We start from the raw sequence: 19,365 nt of genomic DNA on the forward strand, positions 1-19,365 counted from the left end.
GTCAGAGGCGCCGTTCCTTTATGGTGTTCATGACGAAGCTGGTCTCGATCGACGCGACGCATTTCAGCCGCGCGATCTTTTCCTTGATGAAGCGCTCGTACTGTTCGAGGCTGCCGGTCACCACTTTCAACACATAATCGCGTGACCCGGTGACGAGGTGGCATTCCAGTACCTCTTCCCAACCGCGGATGGCGTCTTCGAACATGACGATCTCGTCCTCGTTCTGGCGGCTGAGCCGGACGGTGGCGATGGCGACCATGTTCCAGCCGAAGGCGGCCGGGTCGACCAGCGTGGTATAGCCCCGGATAATGCCGGCCTCCTCCAGCCGGCGTACCCTCCTCAAACATGGCGACGGCGACAGGCCGATGCGCTCCGCAAGCTCATTGTTGGTGATGCGGGCGTCGGCCTGCAGCTCGCGCAGGATCTTGCGGTCGAAATCGTCGGCTATCTTCTGTTGCACTTTTGCTCTCGCTCGGCAATTTGTTGCCGGGATGCAGCCATGCGAGGCCGAAAATAGCAAGGACTGGTGGACCGGGATCGCATAAATTGCTGGACGAGACTCCTCCAGAACGCAGGAAAAGCCATGACCGCGCCGCGCCCGTCGAAAACCCACATCGGCAACCACAAGCTCCATCCGGAAACGTTGATGTTGAGCTATGGCTTCGATCCGCAACTGTCGGAAGGCGCCGTCAAGCCGCCGGTGTTCCTGACCTCGACCTTCGTGTTCAAATCGGCGGAGGAGGGACGCGACTTCTTCGACTACACATCCGGCCGCAAGGAGCCGCCGAGCGGCACGGCGTCCGGCCTGGTCTATTCGCGCTTCAATCATCCCAACTCGGAGATCGTCGAGGACCGGCTGGCGGTCTATGAGGGAACGGACGCCTGCATCCTGTTCTCGTCGGGCATGTCGGCGATCGCCACGACGCTGCTCGCCTATGCCCGGCCGGGCGATGTCATCCTGCATTCGCAGCCGCTTTACGGCGGCACCGAGACGCTTTTGACGCGCACGCTGTCCGGCTTCGGCATCGGCGCTGTCGGCTTCGCCGACGGCGTCGACGACAAGGCGGTGCGGGCCGCTGCTGATGCAGCGGTGGCGAAGGGGCGTGTCTCGGTCATTCTCATCGAAACGCCGTCGAATCCGACCAACAGCCTGGTCGACATCGCACTGATCCGGAAGTTTGCCGACGAGATCGGCGCAAGCCAAGGATCAACGCCGATCATCGTCTGCGACAACACGCTGCTCGGCCCGGTGTTCCAGCGACCGATCGAACATGGCGCGGATGTCTCCGTCTATTCGCTGACCAAATATGTCGGCGGCCATTCCGACCTGATCGCCGGTGCGGCGATGGGCAGCAAGGCGGTGACCAAGCCGATCAAGGCGCTGCGCGGCGCCATCGGCACGCAACTCGACCCGCATTCCTGCTGGATGCTCGGCCGCTCGCTGGAGACGCTGTCCATCCGCATGGAGCGCGCCAACGACAATGCGCGGCTCGTGGCCGAATTCCTGCGCGATCACGCCAAGGTCGAGAAGGTGCATTACCTGCCGTTCCTGGGCGAGGATACGGCAGCGGGACGGGCCTACAAGGCGCAATGCAGCGGCGCCGGGTCGACATTTTCTTTCGATATCAAAGGCGGAGAGAAGGCGGCCTTCGCATTTCTCAACGGGCTGCAAATATTCAAGCTGGCGGTGAGCCTCGGCGGCACGGAGTCACTCGCCAGCCACCCGGCGGCGATGACGCACTCCGGCATTCCCTTCGACGTGCGCCAGCGCATTGGCGTGCTGGAGACCACGGTCAGGCTGTCGATCGGCGTCGAGCATCCGGACGATCTTATCGCCGACCTGACGCAGGCGCTGGCAGCGGTCTGATAGCTCGCTTGTAGATATCAGGAAAGGGGCGATCGTCTTGGCAGCGTCGGCGGGACAGCACCCCCCTCTGTCCTGCCGGACATCTCCCCCTCAAGGGGGGAGATCAGCAGCTCTGACCATAGCGCCCTGTCTGCAACGCTGCAGATTGGCGAAGGGCGACATGACATCCAATCTCCCCCCTTGAGGGGGAGATGTCCGGCAGGACAGAGGGGGGTGTGACGGAACTCGGCTTTCGCTGCTAACTTCTCAGCTCTTGTCGCGGATCTGCGTCATCGTCCGCGTCGGCGTGATCGCCTCGGGGTCGAGCCTGATTTCGACGATCGCCGGCTTGCCGCTGGCGCGGGCACGCTCGAAGGCAGGGGCAAAATCTGCCGTGTTCTCGACCGTCTCGCCGTGGCCGCCATAGGCGCGGGCAAGAGCGGCAAAGTCAGGGTTCTTCAGATCGGTGGCGACGACACGGCCGGGATAGTCGCGCTCCTGGTGCATGCGGATGGTGCCGTAGATGCCGTTGTTCACGACGATAACGATGATCGGCAGGTCGTATTGCACGGCGGTAGCGAATTCCTGTCCGTTCATCAGGAAGCAGCCGTCGCCGGCAAAGGCGATCACGGTGCGGTCGGGATGGAGCGCCTTGGCGGCAACCGCGGCCGGCGTGCCATAACCCATCGAACCGGAGGTCGGCGCGCCCTGCGTGGCGAAGCGGCGAAAGCGGTGGAAGCGGTGCAGCCAGGTGGCGTAATTGCCGGCGCCGTTGGTGAAAATGGCGTCGTCGGGCAGAACCTTTTCCAGGTAATTCATGATCGGTCCCATCTGGACCGTGCCGGGGCCGGTCTCAGGAGGCGTCGACCAGTCGAGGTAGGCAGCGTGTGCTTTCGCTGTCTCATCCGCCCAGGCTGGCGCGGAGGCTGGCTTGCGCTTGGCGAAGGCTTCGACGAAGGCTGACGGCGCAGCGTTGATCGCCAGGGTCGGCCGGTAGACACGGCCGAGTTCGCCGGCATCGGCATGGACATGGACCAGCGTCTGGTCGGGATAGGGGCTTTTCAGCAACGTGTAGTCGGAGGACGGCATCTCGCCCATGCGGCCGCCGATCAGCAGCACCAGGTCGGCCTGCTTGATGGCGGTGGCCAGCGTCGGGTTGATGCCGATGCCGACATCGCCGGCATAGTTCGGGTGCAGATGGTCGAACAGCATCTGGCGGCGGAAGGAGCAGCCGACCGGCAGCGACCAGGCCTCGGCAATGGTGCGCATACGTGCCACCGCTTCCTCGTCCCAGCGTGTGCCGCCGAGGATGACGAAGGGACGCTTGGCTTTGGCCAGAAGCTTTTCCAAAGCATCGAGTTCGGCTTCGCCGGGCCGGGTTTCGACCGGCGTGTGCGGCAAGGCCGCGGGCGCGTCGACAAGACTGGTCAGCATGTCCTCCGGCAGCGAGACGACGACGGGGCCGGGGCGGCCCGATGTCGCGACAGCAAAGGCGCGGGTGACGAGTTCGGGGATGCGCGCGGCATCGTCGATCTCCACCACCCATTTGGCGATGTCGCCGAAGAAGCGCTTGTAGTTGACCTCCTGGAAAGCCTCGCGCTCCTTGGCGTGGCTGGCGACCTGGCCGATGAACAGGATGACGGGTATCGAATCCTGCATGGCAATGTGAATGCCGGCCGACGCATTGGTGGCGCCGGGGCCGCGGGTGACGAAGCAGATGCCGGGCTGGCCGGTCAGCCGCCCCTGGCAGTCGGCCATCATGGCGGCGCCGCCTTCCTGTCGGCAGACAATGGTGCGGATGGGCGAGTCATGCAATGCGTCGAGCACCGCGAGATAGGATTCGCCGGGCACGCAGAAGATGCGGTCGGTGCCGTTCGCCTCGAGTGCGTCGACAATCAGTTGTCCACCGGTCTTCATCGTCCAGACTTCTCCAGTTCGGCAAGAATTTCTTCGGTATGTTCGCCAAGGCGTGGCGAAGGGCGTTCATAGACCAGCGGTGTGCCGGACATCACCATCGGCGCGCGCACCGAGGGCAGACGATTGCCATGGCCATCGTCGAGGTCGAGGCGCATGCCGCGTGCGATCGTCTGCGGGTCGGCAAACATCTGGCCGATATTGTTGATCGGGCTCGCCGGCACGCTTGCCGCTTCGAGCTTGGCCAGCAACGGGTCTCGGTCCCAGTTCTTCAGCGTCTCGATCATGTGCTCGCGCAATTTCACCCGGTTGGCGACGCGGGCCGGATTGGTGGCGAAATCGGGATTCGCTGAGAGATGGTCGAGTCCGACGGCGGCGCAGAATTTGGCGAACTGGCCGTCATTGCCGACCGCCAGGATGATATGGCCGTCCCTGACCGGGACAACCTCATAGGGCGCAATGTTCATATGCGCATTGCCCATCTGCACCGGCGCCTTGCCGGAGACGAGATAGTTGAGGTTCTGGTTGCCGAGTGCGGAAATCTGCGTGTCGAACAGCGCCATGTCGATATGCTGTCCCTGGCCGGTCTTTTCGGCATGGCGAAGCGCTGCCTGGATGGCGATCACCGAATAGAGGCCGGTGAAGATGTCCGATATGGCGACGCCGGCTTTTTGCGGCTCGCGCCCGACCTCGCCGGTGATCGACATCATGCCGGCCATGGCCTGGATGATGAAATCATAGCCGGCGCGGGGTGCGTAAGGCCCATCCTGGCCGAAGCCGGTGATCGAGCAGTAGACGAGCTTTGGATTGATCGCCTTCAGGCTCTCGTAATCGAGCCCGTATTTCTTGAGGCCGCCGAGCTTGAAGTTCTCGATCAGAATGTCGGCCGTGGCAACCAGCCGGCGCACCGTCTCGGCCCCTTCGGGCGTCGAGAAATCGACGGCGATGGAGCGCTTGCCGCGATTGCAGGAGTGGTAATAGGCGGCCGACAGGTTCTCGCCATCATGGCTCATGACGAAGGGAGGACCCCATTTGCGGGTATCGTCGCCGCCATCGGGGCTCTCGACCTTGATGACATCGGCGCCGAGATCGGCCAGCAATTGTCCTGCCCAGGGGCCGGCCAGGATGCGGGCGAGTTCGACGACGCGGACGCCTTTCAGCGGAGGTTCAGCCATAAATCACCAAAAACGGGTCGGAACCGCAGCCTCTATCAACCCGGGATGCCGCTGTCACGGGCCTTGCGGTGGGCCAGCGATGTCAGCGTTTGAGCACGCTATCGGCCCAGGCAGCGAAATCGTCCATGACGACATCGCGGTTCACCTCGTTCAAGCTTTCGTGGCGGGTGTCGGCGTAAACCTTTGAAACCAGATTCGAAAAGCCCATCGCACGCATGCGCTTGGCGAGATGGTCGATGCCCTTGCCATAGTCGGAGGCCGGATCCTTCTCGCCGCCGACGATGCTGACGGGCAGGTCGCGCCTGATGCCGGCAAAGCCCGCATCCTTGCCGCCTTTCTGCGCCATCTCCACGACATCGCGCCACATCGAGATCGAGGCATCCCAGCCGCACAGCGGGTCGGCAATGTACTTGGCCACTTCAGCCTCGTCGCGCGACAGCCAGTCGAACGGCGTCTTGTGGTTGGGCACCGCCTTGCCCCAGGCCTGGAAGGTCAGTTTGGGCAAGACGCGTGAGGGGACATCGGAGCCGAGCCTGAAGCGCTCATAAGCGAGGATGGCGAGCGCAAGCCGGCCGAGCAAGCCTTGTGAGAAATTGCCGTTCCAGATCGCCGCGGCGTGGACGCGCGGCGAGTGCGCCAGCAGGTAGTTGAGCGCCACCGACGCACCCATCGAATGGCCGAACAGGATGACCGGCAGGCCGGGCTGCTCCCTTGCGATCAAATCGTGGACGGCATCGACATCGGCGATCACCTTGGCCGGGCCGCCTGTGCCGGCGAACCTGCCGAGCGGGGCATCGGGCGCCTTGGTCGCGCCATGGCCGCGATGGTCGTGGACGTAGACATGAAAGCCGCGGGTGCTGAGGTAATCGGCGAAGCGGGCATAGCGCGCCGCATGTTCGGCCAGGCCGTGATTGACCTGGACTACCGCGCGTGGAGAGCCCCCCGCGTGCTTCACATAGAGGTTGAGCGTGGCCCCGGTCGGAGAGGCCAGCGTCGTCTGCTTGTCAAATGCCATGTCTCGCTCCTCGGCGACTGTTGGGCGACGGCGGGACCGACGTCAAGGGGAGGTCGAAATCAGCCGGGGTCACTATTGACAGCTTGCTGTCAATTTGGTTATATGACAGCATACTGTCAAATTACATCGGGAACATGAGTATGAAAACCGTTTCGACCGTTTCGCGCCGCGCGTTTCTGCTGGCGAGCCTTTCATCCGCAATGCTCCTGCCCGGCATTGCTTCCAGCCAGACCAGGGAGATGACCATGAAGACCTCAACCATTGCCGGCCCGCAGGGCCAGCTTGCCGGCTACGACATCAAATCCGGCGACGGCCTGCCGATCCTGTTCGCGCATGGCGACTGCAGCCGCGCCACACAGTGGAACCGGGTGATGCAGCTCACCGCAGGTGGCCGTGAGGCGGTCGCCTTCGATTTTCGCGGCCATGGCGCATCGGCGCCTGCAGCTGATGCCGACTACGGCTATGACGGCCGTGCCGACGATATTGGTGCGGTGGCCGATGCGTTCGGCCTGAAGCGGTTTGTCCTCGTTGCACATAGCGGCGGCAGTGGGGCCGCGCTCGCCTATGCCGCCGGCCATGCCGACCGTGTTGCCGGCATCCTGCTGGTCGATCCGGCGACCGATCCGCGCGCCCTGCCCAAAGAGATTCGCGACGGGTTCGTGCGCGATCTGGCGGGGCCAAACGGCGGCGATGTCCTGAGCGCTTATTACACCTCGATCGCCGGCTCCAACCCAGATGTCCGCAAACAGGTCATCGCCGATGCGGCGGTGGTCGATCCGGCGGCTCGGGCAGGCGTCGGCAAGGCGCTGGCGGAATGGAATCCCGAACCGACGCTCGACGCCTATCACGGGCCGATCTTCGTGCTGGCCACGGAGGCCAATGACAATGCGGCGGCCCTGTTTCGGCTGCGCAGCGGAATTGGCCACAGAACCGTCGCCGGTTCCGGCCATTGGGTGATGCTTGACAAGCCGGAGGCGGTGGCTGAAGCCGTCAACACTTTCGTTTCCACCATCGAGGCCGGCCAGAAATGACAAGCAGGACCGAAGCCGGAGATGTGCTCACCGAACTGGTGCTTGCCGTGTTCCGGCTGAATGGCGGGTTTCTCGACGCGGCCGACCGGCTGGCGGAGCCTGCCGGGTTGACGGCGGCGCGCTGGCAGGTTCTGGGCGCGGTGCTGAAGGAGCCGAAATCGGTTGCCGACATTGCCCGCCACATGGGGCTTGCCCGCCAGAGCGTGCAGCGCCTTGCCGACATTCTGGCCGCCGAAGGGCTCGCCGCCTATGCGGACAACCCGGCGCACCGCCGCGCCAAGCTCCTGGCGATGACCGATGCGGGCCGGGCCGCGATCAGGGATATCGGCACGCGCCAGCATGTCTGGGCCAACCGCATCAGCGAGGGCATCGAGCCTCGCGTGCTTGAGACCGCGCTTGATCTGCTGCGTATGTTGACGAAGCGGGTCGAGGAGGGCGGGGTCTGATCGACCGAGCGATTGTTTTTTGCGGCGGACGAAAGAAATCGTAATTCTGACATGTCACACGTTTCTAGCTTGCGCTATGAAACGCTAGGAGTGCTGGAATGCGGATATCGGCGATATGGGGTGCGGTGTTGGTGGCGCTGGCCGGTGTCGGCCTAGCGCGCGCCGATGTGAAGATGAGCGGCTCCTTCGTGGCCGATGCTGCCTGTCCAGCAACGCAGGCAATCAAGAGCGGCAAGAACCCCGGCAATATCGCGACAACGGCTGGACAGAGCTACGACCTCCTGGCCGGCAACAAGGATGCGCCGACGCATTACCTCATCCGCGTGCCGGGCGCCGATCCTGAGCGTCGCTGGGTCAAGATCAGCTGCGGTCATGTCACCGGCGGCAGCGCAGCCGCCCAGCCGGCCGCGCCCGCCGATCAGGGCAAGCCTGCGGCGCCGGCTTCAGGAAAACCCGAATATGTTTTCGCGCTGAGCTGGCAGCCGGCCTTCTGCGAAACCAAGTCGAGCAAGCCCGAATGCCAGGCGCAGACGGCGGGCGGCTTCGACGCGTCGCATTTCACATTGCATGGGCTCTGGCCGCAGCCGAACGGCAATTTCTATTGCCAGGTGCCGGCGAGCGACAAGGCCAATGACAATCCGGCCCATTGGGCAGACCTGCCGCCGGTCGATCTCGATGCCGCTACGCGCGCCGAGCTCGACCAGGTTATGCCGGGCACCGCCTCCAAGCTCGAACGGCATGAATGGATCAAGCACGGCACCTGCTACGGCAAGAGCCAGCAGGAGTATTTTGCCGAGGCGCTGAACCTGATGCGGGCGGTGAATGCCTCGCCGGTGCGCGAGCTCTTCACCAGGAATGTCGGCAAGCAGCTGACTTCGGACCAGATCCGCAGCGCCTTCGACAGCGCCTTCGGCGCCGGGTCGGGCGCGCGGGTGCGTGTCTCCTGCCTGGTCGATCCGTCGAGCGGCAGGCGGCTGATCGGCGAGCTGACGCTGGGCCTGACCGGCCCGATCGGCCCCGACAGTTCGCTGGGCACTCTCATGCTCGCCTCGGCGCCGACGACCAAGGCGGGCTGTCCGAAGGGTTCGGTCGATGCGGCCGGGTTCCAGTAGGATATCCGTCTGTCGCTTAGCAGTGACGCGGTGATATGGTCTGGATGTGTTTCATTCGGCGGGGGTGGCGATGAGTGGCATGACATCAGGCGGGCTGGCGCGGCTGGCTTTCTGGGCCAGGGGAATGACAGCCATAAAAGACGGCCGCATGGAATGGCCGGGCTTTTCCTATACCGATGCCGAGTGGGCGCGCATACGCGTGCTTGCCGCGCCGATCGGGGCAGGCCGCTACCAGCTGTTCACTTGGGTCAATGCCGCGATCTTCATCGCCATTGCCGCGCTCGGCATCGTCTGTGTCTTCCTGCCGCTGGCGACACTTTTGTTTCCGGTGCCGGCCGACACCAGCGCGCTCAAATTCTCGGCTCTGCTGGCGGCGTGTGCCTTCCTCATAATCGGGCTCGGCTTGCCGATCTCCATGCGCCTGTCGAGCGCGTTGGCCATCTCTCGGGAGATGCGCGCCGGTCTTGTCGGCGAAGCCGGTGACGAAGCGCTGGCAGCAAAAGTGTCTTGGCAGATCAACCGCATCATGCTGGTCATGTGCGGCCTGCTGGTGCCCGGCATTCTGTTGTTCATCGCTTATGACATCGATGCCAGTCCGATCATCACCGTGCTGAAATGGCTGGCCATCGCGCTGATAGCCGTTTCAGTTGCGGTCGGCGCGTTGCAGCAGCGCAAGCGGAGCTGACAGCCTTATCCGCTGACGCCACGCGTGGGCAATGTCCACGCAGTTAGGTCTTCGGCATCGTCATGCGCTTCGCCGACGACGCGGTCACGCCCGGTGGACTTGGCCCTGTAGAGACGCTCGTCGGCAAGGGCGAAGAGATCGGCAAGCGAGCCTACGGTCTCATCGACAGTGGCGATGCCGGCGCTGACGCTGATGTCGAACCGGTTTACGCACGCCTTGACGGCCTGGCGGAGGTTTTCTCCGAGCAACCTGGCGACCGCATGCGGCTGCGAGCAAAGGATGGCGAACTCCTCGCCGCCGATCCTGAAAACCTGATCGTGTGCGCCGGCCGCCTGGGTCAGCACCTGGGCGATCGATCTCAGCACCCTGTCGCCCTCGGCATGGCCGAAGCGATCGTTGATCGACTTGAAATGGTCGACGTCGACGATCAGCAGGCTGAGCGGTTGGGCCGTGCGCAGGCTGACGGCAACCAGACGTTCGCCGTCGCTGTCAAAGCGTCCCCTGTGCAACAGGCCGGTGAGGCCGTCGCGGCCGACATGTTCGACCAGGGCTTCGTAGCGCTCGCGATAGGTCAACGTGTCGAAGACGTCGGACAGCCCGCGGGGTGCCACGACCTGACGCGTTTCGAACCATCTGAGGTAGGCGACAAGCATGGCGCTGTAGGCAAAAGCGGCACCCATCTTGGCCAACCAGCCGCCGAAGAAGACCGCAATCGGTGCGCCTGCTACGAAATGCAGGGCGGTGAAAAATCCGGCCTGGTCGAAGGTGAGCACGCAGGCGACGCAAATCAGGATGCGGGAGAACGGCGCCTTGCGCAGATAACGCCCGAGCTTTTCGTAAAGCAGGATGATCAGGATGGCGTCGATGAAGAGCAGCGTCGTGCCCCACACCATCAGCCAGCCCAACTGGTCGATGAAACCGATATCGGGAAGCTTGCCGTCGGAAAGGGCTGAAATATCGTGCAGGCGCAGGATCAGGACCAGCCCGATCATCAAGGCGTTGCCGAGCAAAAGGCCATAGATCGGCTGGCGCACCGTGGCCGCATCTTCCTTCATGTAGAGCAGAAGCAGCATCACCAGCTTGCCGGAAAACAGCACCGCCGAGCCTGGCGAGACCATGCCGAAGGGCAGGGCGACATAGAAGACGCTGGCGAGATAGGTTTCGAGGAAATGCATGGCGCCCAGCGCGCAGACGAAGACGCCGAGGCCGATGCGATCCCTGAAGCGGAACAGCGTGACCATGACGCTGAAGTAGACGACCGCTTCGGCAAGGAGCAGGAAACTGTTCAGCACTACCTTCGGTCCGATCTCTACTTTCGATCGCGACAGGCCAGCGATCGATCCTGTTTTGACGCTGAAGGGTTAACCGGGGATTTCAACGCTCCCTACAACCGGCGGAAAACTTAACGTGCGGTGTACACCCGGCTTGAAATGGCAAAAGCGATTGCCGTTCGGCCCGGCATCGCCTACATAGCGGCCAACCTCCATTCAATCCGACATTTTCGGTCAATCATCAAGGAAAGCGCGCGTGGCACGCCAGTTCATCTATCACATGGCCGGCCTCAACAAGGCCTATGGCACCAAGAAGGTGCTTGAGAATGTCCATCTCTCCTTCTATCCCGACGCCAAGATCGGCATCCTCGGCCCCAACGGCTCGGGCAAGTCGACGATCCTCAAGATCATGGCCGGGCTCGACAAGGAGTGGAACGGCGAAGCGTGGCTCGCCGAAGGCGCCACCGTCGGCTATCTCGCGCAGGAGCCGGCGCTCGATGCCAACAAGACGGTGTTCGAGAACATCATGGAAGGCGTCGCCGCCAAGACCGCCATCATCGAGCGCTACAACGAATTGATGATGAACTACTCCGACGAGACGGCTGACGAGTCGGCCAAGCTCCAGGACGAGATGGACCGGCTCAATTTGTGGGATCTCGAACAGCAGGTCGAGATGGCGATGGAAGCGCTGGGCTGCCCGCCCAAGGATTCCGAGGTCACCAAGCTTTCGGGCGGTGAGCGCCGCCGCGTCGCGCTCTGCCAGCTGCTGCTGCGTCAGCCCGACCTCTTGCTGCTCGACGAACCGACCAACCATCTCGACGCCGAAACCACGGCGTGGCTCGAAAAGCATCTGCGCGCCTATCCGGGCGCCGTGATGATCATCACCCACGATCGCTACTTCCTCGACAATGTCACGGGATGGATCCTCGAGCTCGATCGCGGCCGCGGCATTCCCTATGAGGGCAACTACACCAAATACCTCGAAGCCAAGGCCAAGCGCCTCAAGCAGGAAGGTCGCGAGGACGACGCCCGCCAGCGCGCCATCGGCCGCGAGCGCGAGTGGATCCAGTCCAGCCCGAAAGCCCGCCAGACCAAGTCCAAGGCGCGTATCCAGGCGTTCCAGGAGCTGCTGGATGCAGCCGACAAGCGGCGTCCGAGCGATACGCAGATCGTCATTCCGCATGGCGAGCGGCTCGGCAATGTGGTGATCGAGGCGGAAGGCTTGTCGAAGGGCTTTGGCGACACGCTGTTGATCGAAGGCCTGGAATTCAAGCTGCCGCCAGGCGGCATCGTCGGCGTCATCGGCCCGAACGGCGCCGGCAAGACGACGCTGTTCCGCATGATCACCGGCCAGGAAACGCCGGATGCCGGCTCTGTCCGCATCGGCGAAACGGTGAAGCTCGGCTATGTCGATCAGAGCCGCGATGCGCTCGATCCGTCAAAGACCGTCTGGGAAGAAATCTCGGGCGGCGCCGAAGTGGTCAAGCTCGGCAAGTTCGAAGCCAACACCCGCGCCTATTGCGCATCGTTCAACTTCCGTGGCGGCGACCAGCAGCAGAAGGTCGGCAACCTCTCCGGCGGCCAGCGCAACCGCGTGCATCTGGCAAAAATGCTGAAGACCGGCGGCAATGTGCTGCTGCTCGACGAACCGACCAACGATCTCGACACCGAAACGCTGGCGGCGCTCGAAGACGCGCTGGAAAACTTTGGCGGCTGCGCCGTCATCATCTCGCACGATCGTATGTTCCTCGACCGGCTGGCCACCCACATCCTGGCCTTTGAAGGTGACAGTCATGTCGAATGGTTCGAGGGCAATTTCGAGGACTACGAGCAGGACAAGATCCGTCGTCTCGGCCCCGAAGCCGTCAACCCGCACAGGATGACCTACAAGAGGCTGACGCGGTAAGGGAGCAACCGGGGCGGCGAATTTCTCAACTGATACGAGGAAAGCTTGAATGACCGACTGGTCAGCCGCCCAATATCTGAAATTCGAGGATGAGCGCACACGGCCGGCGCGCGATCTTGTTGCGCAGGTGCCGGTGGATTTCCCGCGCCGGGTGGTCGACATCGGCTGCGGCCCGGGTAATTCGACCGAGCTGCTGGTCGAGCGCTGGCCGGATGCTGATATCAGCGGCTTCGACACCTCTCCCGACATGATCGAGAAGGCGAAGGCGCGCCTGCCCAGCGTCAATTTCGACCTCGCCGATGCCTCGACATGGCGACCGGCCGAGCCGGTCAACGTCATCTTCGCCAACGCGGTATTCCAGTGGCTGCCCACCCACCCGGTAGTGTTTCAGCGGCTGATGGGCTTTCTCGCCCCCGGTGGCGCGCTCGCCGTCCAGATGCCCGACAATCTGCTTGAGCCGTCGCATCAGGTGATGCGCGAGACGGCCGCCGAAATGCCGTTCGCCGCCAAGATGGCAGGTGCTGCGCGCGGACCGCTGCCGGCGGTGTCGTTCTATTATGATCTCTTGTCGCCGCTCTCCGACCGGGTGGATATCTGGCATACAGCCTACAATCATCCGCTGACCGACGCCGAGGCGATCGTCGAATGGGTGAAGTCGACGGGGCTGAAGCCTTTCCTCGATCCGCTGGACGCCGGCGAGCGCAAGACCTTCCTCGACAGCTACACGGCCAAGATCACCGAGGCCTATCCGAAGACCGCAAACGGCAAGGTGCTGCTGCGCTTTCCGCGTATCTTCATCGTCGCCAAGCGGGCCGGCTAGCACTCCCGATGACATCCGGCCACAGCCTATGGTTTAAGCCGGCGTAAACCGGTGGGGTGAGAAAAGTGTTGTGTCGCGCCCCTTCGTCGTTCACATGAGAACGACAACGCCTGCGCATGGACGGACTGGATATGCATCGCGTCATCATCAGCGGCATTGGCGTTGAAATCCCTGAAGCCAAGATCACCAATGAAGAACTGGTCGCCAGCTTCAATGCCTGGGTCGACACCGAGAATGCACGCCGGCAAGGCACGGATGAGACGCTGCTGCAGAAATCCGACAGCGCCTTCATCGTTCATGCCTCGGGCGTCCAGACCCGGCATGTGATCGAGCGCGAAGGCATTCTCGATCCGACCCGCATGGCGCCGCGCATTCCGGCGCGGCCCGACGATGCGCTGTCGCTGCAGGCCGAGTTCGGCGTCGCCGCAGCCAGGAAGGCGCTCGACCATGCCGGCCTGAAGCCGTCCGACATCGACCTGGTGATCTGCTCGGCCTCGCACCAGCAGCGGCCCTATCCGGCGATCGCCATCGAAATGCAGGAGGCGCTGGGCACCAAGGGCGCCGGCTTCGATATGGGGCTTGGTTGTTCATCGGCCGCGGCCGCCTTGCACATTGCGGCCAATCTGGTGCGGGCGGGCGCGCACAAACGCGTGCTGGTGGTCACGCCGGAGATCATCACCGGCCATCTCAATTTCCGCGACCGGCAGACGCATTTCATCTTCGGCGATGCGTCGGTGGCGATGGTGGTCGAGGGGCTGGCCAGGGGCGAGAAGCGGCCGGGGCGCTTCGAGGTGCTGGACACGCGCACCTGGACGCAGATGTCGAACAATATCCGCACCAATCTGGGCTATCACACCCGCACCGCCCAGGACGATCCTTACATGATCAACCTCGAAGGCAATCTGATCAAGCAGGTCGGCAACAAGGTGTTCAAGGAAGTCACCGTCGCCGGCCACAAATTCATTGTCGAATTCCTCGCCGAGCACGGGCTGACGCCGCAAGCCATCAGGCGCTTCTGGCTGCATCAGGCCAATGCGCGCATGAACGCCATGATCCTGAAACTGGCCTTCGGCCACGAGGTCGACCACGACCGCGCGCCGATGGTGCTGGAGCGGCTCGGCAACACCGCCGGCGCCGGCGCCATCATCGCGCTGTCGGAAAACCACGCCGACATGAAGCCCGGCGATTTCGGCGTGCTGTGCGCCTTCGGCGCCGGCTATTCGATCGGCGGCGCGCTTTTGCGGATGCTGTAATCAGGCCGGCATGAACGGCACCAGCATCGGTACGCTGCGGGCATAATCGTCATAGGCGTTGCCGAGTTCTCCGCGCAGAAAGCGTTCCTCCAGCCTTGCCTTCATGACGATGCCGATGGTGAGAGGAATCGCGCCGGCGATGCCCCAGACCGTGCCTTTGGCCGCCATTGTGGCAAGGATCGCCAGAAGCAGTCCGGTATAGATCGGGTGGCGGACCATTCTGTAGGGACCGGTGTCGACGACACGGTGTTCGGCCTTGGCCGTCACCGAAGCCGACCAGAAACGGCCGAGATGCAACCGCGCCCACCAGGCGAACAACAGGCCAACGGCAACAAGCCCTGCGCAGATCCACGCTTCGGCAAGGGTCGGAAACCAGAACCGCAGCCGGCCGGCATAGCCATGCGCGGGAATGAACAGCAGCACCGCGCCGAACAACCACAAAGCGCGATAGCGAAGCTCCTCCTGGATGCCGGCACGCTTTTTCGCCGGGTCGGCCCAGAAGGCGGCTAGAAACCAGGACACGACCCAGATCAGCCAAAGCAGCGCGATTGCAGTCCCGGGACGCATGGAAACCTCCGCAGACTTGTCTCACCATGAGGCCGGTGCAGCACGGCTGCAATGCGGCGCAGTACGATAGGATATGCGATCCGCGGTAAGAAGATCGTGATCGGCTGCCATCAGCCCGCTTGATCGGATCATCATTGCTTTGGACTGGACCGGGCTCATGGCTATCGCTAATGCGATCTTGCACAAGGAGTAAGCCATGCTGGATCTTTTCCCTGAGGCTCCGATCGAGATCATTTCAGCGCGAAAACTCGTAGCCAGGGTGACGGCGCTCTACGCCGCACCGTCGAATCACTTTCAGACGCGCCCAGTGGAAGCATTGCAGCTCGGTTTCGAAGGCATCGACGGCGACTTCCACGCCGGCGCCACCCGTCGTTCGGGCGGTCGCGAACCCTGGTATCCGCGCGGCACCGAAATCCGCAACGAGCGGCAGATATCAATCGTAGCAGCGGATGAACTCGCCGTCGTTGCCGAGCGGATGGGGCTGGCCGAGATCAAGCCGGAATGGATCGGCGCCAATCTGTTGATCGAAGGCGTGCCGCATCTCTCGATGCTGCCGTCAGGCACGCTGCTGTTCTTTAGAAGTGGCGTGACGATCAAGGTCGATGCGCAGAACGGGCCTTGCCGGCTTGCTGGACGTTCGATCGCCGAAAACGCCGAGATGGCCGATCGGGAGGCCGGCGCGCTGGCCTTCCCGAAGGCGGCGAAACGGCTGCGCGGCCTCGTTGCTTGGGTCGAGAAACCGGGTCGTATGACAACAGGGGAAGAGATCTCGGTGCGCGTGCCCGAGCAGTGGATTTATCGATCCTAGTACCGGGCTAGGGCACGGGCTGCGCCGCCGGGGCGACGCAGCCGGATTTCAAGACGCGCTCAGGCCGCCTTGCGGTTCTTCTTGGCGCCCTGCGCCTCGACGGAAACGTGGTCCCACTTTTCCCACAGCGCGATGCGGTTGGCGTATTCCTGCTTGATCATCGGTAGGCCGCCATCGCCGAAGAAGACGCGCAGCGGCGGCTCGGCCGCGTCGACGATTTCAAGCATCGCCGGTCCGGTGGCCTTGGGGTCGCCGGCGACCGAGTTGGCGCGGCGTTCCGCCATCTTGGCACGGGCCGGCGCGTAAGCCTCGATCGCTTTGGAGACCTTGGCCGAAGCGCCGGACCAATCGGTGGAGAAGCCGCCCGGCTCGACAAGCGTCACATGGATGCCGAATTCGGCGACCTCGATGCTGAGCGACTGGCTGAAGGCTTCGAGCGCCCATTTCGAGGCATGGTAAAGGCCGAGCGAGGCAAAGGCGTTGACGCCGCCGATCGACGAGATCTGGATGATATGGCCGGAGCCCTGCGCCCGCATGATCGGCAAAGCCGCCTGGGTGACCCAGAGCGCGCCGAACACATTGGTCTCGATCTGGTCGCGGGCTTCCTGTTCGCTGACTTCCTCGATGGCGCCGAAATGGCCATAGCCGGCATTGTTGATGACGACGTCGAGCCGGCCAAAGCGCTTGTGCGCCTCGGCGATGGCCGCATCGACAGCCTTCTTGTCGGTGACGTCGAGCTTGATCGCGGCGACATTATCGCCGTATTTCGCGACGAGATCGGCGAGCGTGCCGGCATCGCGCGCGGTTGCGGCGACACGGTCGCCGCGAGCGAGTGCGGCCTCGGCCCAGACTCGGCCAAAGCCTTTCGACGATCCGGTGATGAACCAAACCTTGCTTGTCATGACGTGGAATCCTTGCCCATGCGGGCCGTGAACTGGGAAGCGGAGGCTTCTCCGCTTCCGCGATATACGGTGCGTCGAGCGATTTTCCAGAGGCGAGGGGGAATCTTTTTGGTCACGTCATCGTGTGGAGCAGGACCTTCGCCGGTCAGGGATAGCGCACCGGGCTCGACCAGGCCGGGTCGTCATGCTTTTGCCAGTAGAGCGCCATCAAGCGCTTTGTGATCCCGCCTATCTTGCCGTCGGCGACAGCAGCGCCGTCGATCACTGTCACCGGCATGATGCCGCCGGCGGTGGAAGTGATGAAGACTTCGTCGGCAGCCTTCAGCGCGGCAACGCTGACGTCGACGGCCGTGGTGGGAAGCGCTGCCTCGGCGCAGAGGTCGAAGACGGTGCGCCTGGTGATGCCGGGCAGCACGCCGGCGGCTGGCGTCGACAGCCTGCCGTCCTTGACGCAGAACACGTTGAAGCCGGGGCCTTCGGCGACATTGCCGTTGAAGTCGAGAATCAATGCGGTTTCGGCCCCACGGTCATAAGCGTCGTAGAGGCCGCGCACGAGGTCGAGCCAGTGGTAGTTCTTGATCGCCGGATCGATCGAGACCGGCGGAATGCGCACCTTGTCGCTAATGGCGACATGCAGGCCGCGCCGCAACTGCTCGGCATTGGCGACCGAGCCGAAGGGAACTGCGAAGGCCATGAAGCGGTTGACCGCCTGGCGCGGATCGCGGCTGAAGGTCGGCGAGGCGCCGCGTGTGCACAGCATTTCGACATAGGCGGCGCGATGGCCCGACAGCGCCACGCAATTGTGCAGAATCTCGGCCACACCATCGCGGTCGGACGGGATCGTCATGCGCAGTTTTTGCAAGCCGGCGAAGAAGCGGTCGAGATGCAGGTCGAGTCGGAAGAAGCTCCCGTCCCAGACATGCACGGTGTCGTAGGTGGCGTCGGAATGCAGAAAGCCCCAATCCAGCACCGAGATCTTGGCTTGCGACATCGGCAGATACTGACCATCGAGAAAGGCGATGCCGTCGGGATAGGAATGCGGATCGATATGGCGATCCGACAAAGCCGGCAATGGCACAATGCTACCGGCTGCTGCGCTTCGGTTCATGGCGATTGGTCCCTTCGGCTTGATGCGGCAGATTCAAGCTAGTGGTCCCCTGCAGGCGGCATAGGGCCACCCAACCATCGCTGTTTGTCCTAGGTAGCACATTCGATATGCCCTATGGTCCGGCTTGAAAATATCCGGCCGGGAGGGGCAAAATGGGCAGATCTTTTCGGACCATCAGCTTTGCAATTTTCCTCGTCTTCGTCACTGGCCATGCCTTCGCGCAATGCGCTCGCGAGGGCGAGGCGCTGTGCCAGAACGGCCAGACCTATCGTTGCGAGAAGACGGGCAGCGAGCTGACGCCGATCTTTCAGAACGTGCCTTGCGTGGTCAACGCGGCGGGGCTCAACGGCGTCTGGACCGGCAGCGGTCATCAAAGTCCGGCCGGTGCTGCCGGCGCCGATTGGGCGATCGCAATGACAATCGGCGATGGCGCCGCGTCGATCGACTATCCGTCGCTCGGCTGCGGCGGATCGTTGACCCAGATTTCTCGCGACGACAGTTCGGCGGAATACCGGGAAAACATCAGCTACGGCCAGGACAAGTGCATCGACGGTGGCGGCATCACCGTCCGATTTTTCAAAGGGAACCTGTCCTGGACCTGGGTTGGCCAGGCCGACGGCCAGCCCTACAATGCGGTTGCCGTATTGAAGCGACGGTAGCTGAAATTATTCCTCTTCGTCCTCTGCATCGAGCAGGCGCGTGGCGCGCCAACGGGTCAGCACCATGTTTGTTTGCTCGATGACGAAGAACCGCGCCGAGTCGCGGTCATAGCCCTCGGCCAGCAGCTTTTCATAGTCGGTATGGCCGTGCCTGATATGGGCGATCGTCGCCAGCCAGACCGCGATGCCCGGCGGCAGCGTCTTCATGTGCACGGCGCCGGCCTCGGTGCGGATTTTCTCCATATCGGCATAGGGCGCCAGGGGCAGCAGTGCGGTCAGCGCCTTGGCGATGGCGCGGCGGCGGCCGGTGGGCGCGCTCATTTTTCGTCACGCCCGGCAATGGTCGCCTCGGGAAAGGCGTCGGTCGAGGCGAAATAGGGCTTGATGTCGATCACCGGGGTGCCGTCGAGCACATCGATGGCGTCGATGGCGATGCGGCCGTGGTCGATGTCGACGCGATCAGCCTGGCGATATGCAGCCCGACTGGGTTCGGCCGGGCAGGGGAGCGCAGCGAGAAAACGCCTTTCGGCTCAGCCGCATGGCGGGGTCTCTGGACAATCAGTGCCCGCGGCGCGTGATGCAGCCAGGACAGGATGACGATGTGGCTGGCCCGCTCCAGCGCAAGCAGGCCGTCGCGATAGGCAGGGTCGATGAGAACCGTGGCCGCCTGTCCGGCCTCGCGCGCCGCGCGCATGTTCTTTGGGCAGGTTTGCCTGGATGTCCATGGCGAGGCGATGCGGCCGATGAACACGATATGGCCATCCGCCGGCATGTCAGCCGGGTCAGTCTGCAGGAGCTTTTCGCCGTCGCGCGTCTCGAACATGGCTTTCGCCCTAGCACAAGTTTG

General features: G+C 63.3%; 19 protein-coding genes and 1 pseudogene. 10 read left to right on the plus strand and 10 right to left on the minus strand.

The features are described 5' to 3' along the window. Nucleotide 1 precedes the first annotated feature (1 nt). Nucleotides 2–460, minus strand: coding sequence for an Lrp/AsnC family transcriptional regulator (locus ACYG9R_RS21635; protein ID WP_023682177.1), 459 nt, complete (start codon nt 458–460; stop codon nt 2–4). 123 nt (nt 461–583) lie between these two features. Here ACYG9R_RS21635 and ACYG9R_RS21640 point away from each other — a divergent pair, with 123 nt between their 5' ends. Further along, the gene (locus ACYG9R_RS21640; RefSeq protein WP_023668225.1) at nt 584–1,867 is read left to right on the plus strand and encodes a cystathionine gamma-synthase family protein; all 1,284 of its coding nucleotides are present in this window, start codon (nt 584–586) and stop codon (nt 1,865–1,867) included. 246 nt (nt 1,868–2,113) lie between these two features. On the opposite strand, the gene ACYG9R_RS21645 is transcribed toward ACYG9R_RS21640, so the two are convergent. The 3 genes from ACYG9R_RS21645 to ACYG9R_RS21655 all read right to left on the minus strand — a co-directional run bounded on the left by ACYG9R_RS21645 (nt 2,114) and on the right by ACYG9R_RS21655 (nt 5,950). Then, the gene (locus ACYG9R_RS21645; RefSeq protein WP_023735984.1) at nt 2,114–3,763 is read right to left on the minus strand and encodes a thiamine pyrophosphate-binding protein; all 1,650 of its coding nucleotides are present in this window, start codon (nt 3,761–3,763) and stop codon (nt 2,114–2,116) included. Further along, the gene (locus ACYG9R_RS21650; RefSeq protein WP_023668227.1) at nt 3,760–4,935 is read right to left on the minus strand and encodes a CaiB/BaiF CoA transferase family protein; all 1,176 of its coding nucleotides are present in this window, start codon (nt 4,933–4,935) and stop codon (nt 3,760–3,762) included. The genes ACYG9R_RS21645 and ACYG9R_RS21650 overlap by 4 nt, the downstream gene beginning before the upstream one ends. Before the next feature lie 82 nt (nt 4,936–5,017). After that, nucleotides 5,018–5,950 carry an alpha/beta fold hydrolase gene (locus ACYG9R_RS21655; protein WP_023735983.1) on the minus strand — a complete coding sequence of 311 codons (933 nt, stop codon included), beginning with the start codon at nt 5,948–5,950 and terminating at the stop codon, nt 5,018–5,020. A 140-nt stretch (nt 5,951–6,090) separates the two neighbouring features. Between ACYG9R_RS21655 and ACYG9R_RS21660 the strand changes: the two genes are divergently transcribed. From ACYG9R_RS21660 to ACYG9R_RS21675, 4 genes are all read left to right on the plus strand, one after another. Continuing rightward, the gene (locus tag ACYG9R_RS21660; RefSeq protein ID WP_023735982.1) at nt 6,091–6,981 is read left to right on the plus strand and encodes an alpha/beta fold hydrolase; all 891 of its coding nucleotides are present in this window, start codon (nt 6,091–6,093) and stop codon (nt 6,979–6,981) included. Next, complete coding sequence (locus tag ACYG9R_RS21665) at nt 6,978–7,427, plus strand: MarR family winged helix-turn-helix transcriptional regulator (protein ID WP_023714791.1); 450 nt, start codon at nt 6,978–6,980, stop codon at nt 7,425–7,427. The genes ACYG9R_RS21660 and ACYG9R_RS21665 overlap by 4 nt, the downstream gene beginning before the upstream one ends. Before the next feature lie 98 nt (nt 7,428–7,525). Next, on the plus strand, nt 7,526–8,539 hold the full coding sequence (locus tag ACYG9R_RS21670; protein WP_023735981.1) for a ribonuclease T2 family protein: 1,014 nt from the start codon (nt 7,526–7,528) through the stop codon (nt 8,537–8,539). A gap of 70 nt (nt 8,540–8,609) precedes the next feature. Further along, on the plus strand, nt 8,610–9,224 hold the full coding sequence (locus ACYG9R_RS21675; protein WP_155923164.1) for a hypothetical protein: 615 nt from the start codon (nt 8,610–8,612) through the stop codon (nt 9,222–9,224). A 5-nt stretch (nt 9,225–9,229) separates the two neighbouring features. Here the strand turns inward: ACYG9R_RS21675 and ACYG9R_RS21680 are convergent, their stop codons facing one another. Continuing rightward, nucleotides 9,230–10,516 carry a GGDEF domain-containing protein gene (locus ACYG9R_RS21680; protein WP_023705571.1) on the minus strand — a complete coding sequence of 429 codons (1,287 nt, stop codon included), beginning with the start codon at nt 10,514–10,516 and terminating at the stop codon, nt 9,230–9,232. A gap of 235 nt (nt 10,517–10,751) precedes the next feature. Between ACYG9R_RS21680 and ettA the strand changes: the two genes are divergently transcribed. From ettA to ACYG9R_RS21695, 3 genes are all read left to right on the plus strand, one after another. Then, entirely contained in the window at nt 10,752–12,401 is a 1,650-nt protein-coding gene (ettA, locus tag ACYG9R_RS21685; RefSeq protein WP_023725379.1) for an energy-dependent translational throttle protein EttA, read from the plus strand. A 49-nt stretch (nt 12,402–12,450) separates the two neighbouring features. Further along, nucleotides 12,451–13,221, plus strand: a complete 771-nt coding sequence (gene tam, locus ACYG9R_RS21690; RefSeq protein WP_023823183.1) for a trans-aconitate 2-methyltransferase — start codon at nt 12,451–12,453, stop codon at nt 13,219–13,221. Nucleotides 13,222–13,352: 131 nt separating this feature from the next. Further along, complete coding sequence (locus ACYG9R_RS21695) at nt 13,353–14,474, plus strand: beta-ketoacyl-ACP synthase III (protein WP_023823182.1); 1,122 nt, start codon at nt 13,353–13,355, stop codon at nt 14,472–14,474. Here the strand turns inward: ACYG9R_RS21695 and ACYG9R_RS21700 are convergent, their stop codons facing one another. After that, nucleotides 14,475–15,041 (minus strand): methyltransferase family protein, encoded by a 567-nt coding sequence (locus tag ACYG9R_RS21700; protein WP_023823181.1) that lies wholly within the window; start codon nt 15,039–15,041, stop codon nt 14,475–14,477. Nucleotides 15,042–15,237: 196 nt separating this feature from the next. On the opposite strand from ACYG9R_RS21700, the gene ACYG9R_RS21705 reads away from it, so the two are divergent. Further along, nucleotides 15,238–15,849, plus strand: coding sequence for an MOSC domain-containing protein (locus tag ACYG9R_RS21705; RefSeq protein WP_023697036.1), 612 nt, complete (start codon nt 15,238–15,240; stop codon nt 15,847–15,849). Between the two features lie 59 nt (nt 15,850–15,908). Here the strand turns inward: ACYG9R_RS21705 and ACYG9R_RS21710 are convergent, their stop codons facing one another. Both ACYG9R_RS21710 and ACYG9R_RS21715 read right to left on the minus strand, forming a co-directional pair. Then, nucleotides 15,909–16,751 carry an SDR family oxidoreductase gene (locus tag ACYG9R_RS21710; protein ID WP_023697035.1) on the minus strand — a complete coding sequence of 281 codons (843 nt, stop codon included), beginning with the start codon at nt 16,749–16,751 and terminating at the stop codon, nt 15,909–15,911. Between the two features lie 145 nt (nt 16,752–16,896). Next, on the minus strand, nt 16,897–17,859 hold the full coding sequence (locus ACYG9R_RS21715) for a D-amino acid aminotransferase (RefSeq protein WP_023668243.1): 963 nt from the start codon (nt 17,857–17,859) through the stop codon (nt 16,897–16,899). A 152-nt stretch (nt 17,860–18,011) separates the two neighbouring features. Between ACYG9R_RS21715 and ACYG9R_RS21720 the strand changes: the two genes are divergently transcribed. Beyond that, nucleotides 18,012–18,518 (plus strand): hypothetical protein, encoded by a 507-nt coding sequence (locus ACYG9R_RS21720; protein ID WP_023682159.1) that lies wholly within the window; start codon nt 18,012–18,014, stop codon nt 18,516–18,518. 6 nt (nt 18,519–18,524) lie between these two features. Here ACYG9R_RS21720 and ACYG9R_RS21725 read toward each other — a convergent pair whose 3' ends face one another. Then, the gene (locus ACYG9R_RS21725) at nt 18,525–18,839 is read right to left on the minus strand and encodes a DUF2293 domain-containing protein (RefSeq protein WP_023668245.1); all 315 of its coding nucleotides are present in this window, start codon (nt 18,837–18,839) and stop codon (nt 18,525–18,527) included. Further along, nucleotides 18,836–19,341 (minus strand): annotated as a pseudogene (tsaA, locus tag ACYG9R_RS21730) (tRNA (N6-threonylcarbamoyladenosine(37)-N6)-methyltransferase TrmO). Before tsaA ends, ACYG9R_RS21725 begins: the two are co-directional and overlap by 4 nt. Nucleotides 19,342–19,365: the final 24 nt, after the last annotated feature.

Source organism: Mesorhizobium sp. RSR565B, assembly GCF_054719465.1.

Excerpts from the sequence above, each read along its gene's own strand:
- ACYG9R_RS21640 (WP_023668225.1), top strand. The coding sequence starts at position 584 with ATGACCGCGCCGCGCCCGTCGAAAACCCACATCGGCAACCACAAGCTC.
- ACYG9R_RS21645 (WP_023735984.1), bottom strand. The coding sequence starts at position 3,763 with ATGAAGACCGGTGGACAACTGATTGTCGACGCACTCGAGGCGAACGGC.
- ACYG9R_RS21650 (WP_023668227.1), bottom strand. The coding sequence starts at position 4,935 with ATGGCTGAACCTCCGCTGAAAGGCGTCCGCGTCGTCGAACTCGCCCGC.
- ACYG9R_RS21655 (WP_023735983.1), bottom strand. The coding sequence starts at position 5,950 with ATGGCATTTGACAAGCAGACGACGCTGGCCTCTCCGACCGGGGCCACG.
- ACYG9R_RS21660 (WP_023735982.1), top strand. The coding sequence starts at position 6,091 with ATGAAAACCGTTTCGACCGTTTCGCGCCGCGCGTTTCTGCTGGCGAGC.
- ACYG9R_RS21665 (WP_023714791.1), top strand. The coding sequence starts at position 6,978 with ATGACAAGCAGGACCGAAGCCGGAGATGTGCTCACCGAACTGGTGCTT.
- ACYG9R_RS21670 (WP_023735981.1), top strand. The coding sequence starts at position 7,526 with ATGCGGATATCGGCGATATGGGGTGCGGTGTTGGTGGCGCTGGCCGGT.
- ACYG9R_RS21675 (WP_155923164.1), top strand. The coding sequence starts at position 8,610 with ATGAGTGGCATGACATCAGGCGGGCTGGCGCGGCTGGCTTTCTGGGCC.
- tam (WP_023823183.1), top strand. The coding sequence starts at position 12,451 with ATGACCGACTGGTCAGCCGCCCAATATCTGAAATTCGAGGATGAGCGC.
- ACYG9R_RS21695 (WP_023823182.1), top strand. The coding sequence starts at position 13,353 with ATGCATCGCGTCATCATCAGCGGCATTGGCGTTGAAATCCCTGAAGCC.
- ACYG9R_RS21700 (WP_023823181.1), bottom strand. The coding sequence starts at position 15,041 with ATGCGTCCCGGGACTGCAATCGCGCTGCTTTGGCTGATCTGGGTCGTG.
- ACYG9R_RS21705 (WP_023697036.1), top strand. The coding sequence starts at position 15,238 with ATGCTGGATCTTTTCCCTGAGGCTCCGATCGAGATCATTTCAGCGCGA.
- ACYG9R_RS21710 (WP_023697035.1), bottom strand. The coding sequence starts at position 16,751 with ATGACAAGCAAGGTTTGGTTCATCACCGGATCGTCGAAAGGCTTTGGC.
- ACYG9R_RS21715 (WP_023668243.1), bottom strand. The coding sequence starts at position 17,859 with ATGAACCGAAGCGCAGCAGCCGGTAGCATTGTGCCATTGCCGGCTTTG.
- ACYG9R_RS21720 (WP_023682159.1), top strand. The coding sequence starts at position 18,012 with ATGGGCAGATCTTTTCGGACCATCAGCTTTGCAATTTTCCTCGTCTTC.
- ACYG9R_RS21725 (WP_023668245.1), bottom strand. The coding sequence starts at position 18,839 with ATGAGCGCGCCCACCGGCCGCCGCCGCGCCATCGCCAAGGCGCTGACC.